The sequence below is a fragment of the Tepidamorphus gemmatus genome (genome assembly GCF_004346195.1).
Classification (GTDB): domain Bacteria; phylum Pseudomonadota; class Alphaproteobacteria; order Rhizobiales; family Tepidamorphaceae; genus Tepidamorphus; species Tepidamorphus gemmatus.
Map to the genome: position 1 here is coordinate 1 of NZ_SMAK01000026.1, position 4,112 is coordinate 4,112.

The following is a 4,112-nucleotide window of genomic DNA, read 5'->3' on the forward strand; positions in this document are numbered from 1 at the left end:
GGTTGCGGTGGTGGCGATGGATTCGCGGATGAAGACGAGGTTGGAGTTCGACACCGGCGAGGGTTCGGTGCAGGAGATGACGGTGGTGGCATTCTCGCCGGTGCCGCCCGCGACATAGCACCGGGCCGCCTTGACGAAGGTTCCGGTCGCGCCGTTCGGACTGATGTCGAGGAAGTCGTTGGCGGTGGCCGCGGCGAGCGCCGCCTTCACGACGATGCCGGCCTGGGGGAACACCTGGCCGAGGATGGCCTGCATCATCGGGCTGATGTCGAGGGCGATGCAGCGGTTCGGCGTCACGGTCTCGGGATCGCCGATCTGTATCGTCTCGCCATTGGCCCAGCCGGCGATGGATGCGGCGGAGAGCACCTGGAGCTGGTTGGCGGCCGGTTGGGCCCTGACCCAGGCCGGCTCGATCGGATCCTTCGTGGTGTTCCAGATGCGGGCATAGCTCACATCGGTCATGAAGGCCGAGGTGAAGAACTGGCTGGCGACGCTCGTGGTCAGCGTGATGGTGTCGCCGGAGATCGACTGGATGAGGGCGGTGCGCGGGTTCTGCCCCGAGGAGGTGTCGATCCGGTAAAACGTGGTCGCGCCCGGCGTGAAGAGGAGACCGGCGGTGCCGGCGCGGGCGAGCGGCAGCCAGGCGCCGGCGCTCAGCACATAGTCGCGCGCCTCGTCGGCGACCCAGGCGCGCCAGCCCTCGCCGGGCAGGAAGGAGCGCCACTGGCCGTCCTGATAGCGGGCGATACGGCCGTCCCAGCCGGTCCAGGCGCCGCTGGCGGAGGCGGCGACGATGTAGCAATCGCCCTCGGCGGGGCTGGCGGGCGGGCTTGCCAGGTCCTTGTCGAGGACCGAGAGCTGCACCAGCGTGTCGAGCGCGGTGAGCGCCTCGTTGTGGGTGACGTGCTTCTGGGCCTGCGCGGCGGCAAGCAGCGGCAGCTTCAGGCGGGCGGTATCGGCCATCGGTCGTTCCTCAATGGTCCCATGTCAACGCGGTGGCGGGCATGCCGGCGCCATAGGTGGCCGACATCTGCGCGACGCGGATCTTCACGTTCCAGATCGGCGTGCCGAAGTCGGCGGTCTGCTGGGCGGCGGTGTAGAGGTAGCTTGGCGAGGCAAGGTCGAGCGTGCGCACCACGCTGTCGTCGCCGGGATCGAGGATCTCCAGCCGGTAGGCCTCGGACGCCTCGCCGAGCGGCACCTCGGTCTGATCCCAGGAGTCGCCGCCGATCCGGGTCTGCCGGATCCAGCTCAGGGTCCAGTCACCGGTCGCATGATCGCGCCTGCCGCGCAGATGCACCGGCGCGAGCGGGCGCCGGCCGCGACCGGTCATGGTGAAGGTCGTCTCGAGGTAGCTCGGATCGGCTACGTCGGCGTTCGCCGGACCGACCCGCCAGACGAATGGCAGGCCGACCTCGTCGGCGGACAGCGCCGGCTGGCGGACCGCCGCATCGAGCACGAGGACGCGGGCGTCGGCGGCGACCGGATCGCGCATCGCATGGGCCGAGCCGCGCTGGCCGCGCAGCAGGTTGGTCAGGCGGTAGCGGCCGGGCGCCATCAGCGTCGCGGTCGCGAACTGGACGATCTCCCACTCGCCGTCGGCATTCTCGATGGCGAGCGCATTGGCGCCGCCGAGCACCTGGATCTCCTCGGCCGAGGCGAGCGTGCCGGCGGCAAGGTCGATCCACAGTTCGTTGCCGCGATCCCAGCGCCAGAGCGGACCGGACCAGACGTCGAAGGCGAGCTCTCCCATGCGCGCCGCGATCGGCACGGTGGTGTCGAGCACGAAGCCCGACTGCGTGGGGCTGCGCCAGAACGCCACGCCGCCCGGCCAGGGCGACAGGTAGGCGGCGATGTAGCCGGCATCGGCGCTGTCGCCGTCCTTGAGCAGCGGCCCGTCGAGCAACACCGCCTCGGGCAGGCCGGTCGCCGGCACCGGCGCCGGCGGGCGCGGCCGCCGCGGCATGACGGCCGCGGCGTAGAGGCTCGCCTCGGTGCGCGCGGCACGCACCCGCCGCGCCTGCCCGTCGGCGATCTCGGCGATGCGCCAGGTATCGGCGCCGGCGCCCTCGAGGCGCACCACATCGCCGGGATCGAGATCGAGCAGAGAGGGCGGCAGGGCGAACTCGACGGTCTCGCGGGCGGCCCAGGCGTCGTTGAGGAGCATCTCGGCAATCGCCCCGGCGCGCGAGGCCGGCATCACCACGGGCAGCGCCACCTGGACGACGCGGCCGGCCCTGCCCGTCGCGGACATACCCGTCCCGAACCTACCCGGCCGCATCGCCTCGGCAGAGGCCGGCTGGTCGTCGCCGGCCGGATCGCCATAGGCGACCCTGACCACGTCCGGCCGCGCGGCGGCCTCGTCGAACGTGCGCACCGCGAACGCCCCCGCCTCGTCCGATCCCGCAGCCGATCCCGCGCCAGCGGCCGTCTCGGCGAGGTCGTGGAGGCCAAGATCGCGCACGACGGGCTCGCCGAGCCGCGAGCGGAACCGCACCACCCCGCCGCTTTCGACCGCGTAGGCCGAGAAGGCCGGCAGGATCGCCTCGAGAACACCGCGCGGCGACAGGATGCGGTCGATCACCACGGCGTCGACGACGCCCGGCATCGGGTCGATGGCATGATCGGCAAAGCCGTGGTCGGTGAGGATCGTCGCGATCGTCTCCCGCGCCGGCGCCGCGCCGAGCCGCCCGGAGATCCAGTGGCCGAGCTCGAAGTTCGCCGCATCCGCCCAGGTCGCCTCGTCCTGCGGGAAGGAGGGCGCCGGCCGCGCATCCCAGGCCCAGATCGCCGTCCACGAGGTGTCGATCATGCGGCCGGGATAGACGCCCGAGAGCGGGTTGTTGGCGTCATCGGCCCAGTATTCGAGCGCCGCCTGCAGGAAGGCGCGCTGCATGGCGTCGTCGCGGGCCCCCGACGAGAAGTGCGGCAGGAACGATTCCGACGACTTCGGGTCGAAGAACACGTTGGGCTGGTTGGCGCCCTTGTCGACCGCCGGACAGCCGAGCTCGGTGAACCAGATCGGCTTGCCCTCCGGCACCCAGGCCGTCGGCGAGGCCGCCTCGACGCCGCCCGGCCGGTTGACGTGCGGGTTCTGCCACCAGCTGCGGATGTCCTTGTTGCGGAACACCCAGGGCTTGCCATGGGCGCCGTCGGTGATCGGCGTGCGGGTCTGGCTGTCGCGGTCGGCCGCCGAGGCATAGAACCAGTCGTAGTACTCGCCGCCCTCGACATTCGCCTTGAGATAATCGAGATCGTGGACGGTGGTCGGCCCGGTCGGGCTGTAGTCGAGGTGGTCGCTGCCGTCGCGCCAGTCGGCGAGCGGCAGGTAGTTGTCGATGCCGATGAAGTCGATCCCGTCATCCGCCCACAGCGGGTCGAGGTGGAAGAACACGTCGCCGGAGCCGTCCGCCGGCCGGTGCGAGTGATACTCCGACCAGTCGGCGGCATAGCCGAGCCTGGTGCCCGTTCCGAGGATCGAACGCACCTCGCCGGCAAGGTCGATCAGCTCGCTCACGAAGGGATAGGCCGAGGCCGAGGAGCGGACGGTGGTCATGCCGACCATCTCCGAGCCGATGGTGAAGGCATCGACCCCGCCCGCCAATTGCGCCAGCTTGGCCATGTGCAGGATGAACCGCCGGTAGCGCCATTCGTCCGGGCCGGAATAGGTGACCGTGACGCCCGAGGACGCCGCGAAGTGCGCCGCCGTGGCGCTGCCCATGAAGGCGGCGACCTGGCTTGCCGCCGCCCCGGTCTTGTCGGGCGAGCCCGCGAAGCCCGGCGCCGGCGAGCAGGTGATCCGGCCCCGCCAGGGATAGGCCGGCTGGCCGGTCGCGGCGGCGTTGTCCGACCAGGGGTTCGGCAGCGCGTTGCCGGCCGGAACGTCCATCATGACGAACGGATAGAGCAGCACCCTGAAGCCCCGAGCCTTCAGCTCACGGATGCAGGCGATGACGCTCGCATCGTTCGGCGAGCCGCCATAGGCCGGCACGCCCGGCGCGACCTCGCTGACGAGGTCAGCGGTCAGCCGATCGAGCCCCGCCACCACCCAGGGGTACGGATGACCGTAGTAGACCGTGTATTTGTTGCGGCTCTCGACCTTCGGCTTTCTC

Annotated in this window: 2 protein-coding genes; both read right to left on the bottom strand. The window is 71.0% G+C overall.

All coding sequences use genetic code 11. The features are described 5' to 3' along the window. A partial coding sequence (locus EDC22_RS17770) for a DUF2793 domain-containing protein (RefSeq protein WP_132808099.1) occupies window positions 1-963 on the bottom strand: 963 nt, incomplete at its 3' end. A 10-nt stretch (window positions 964-973) separates the two neighbouring features. Further along, a partial coding sequence (locus EDC22_RS17775; protein ID WP_207903843.1) for a baseplate multidomain protein megatron occupies window positions 974-4,112 on the bottom strand: 3,139 nt, incomplete at its 5' end.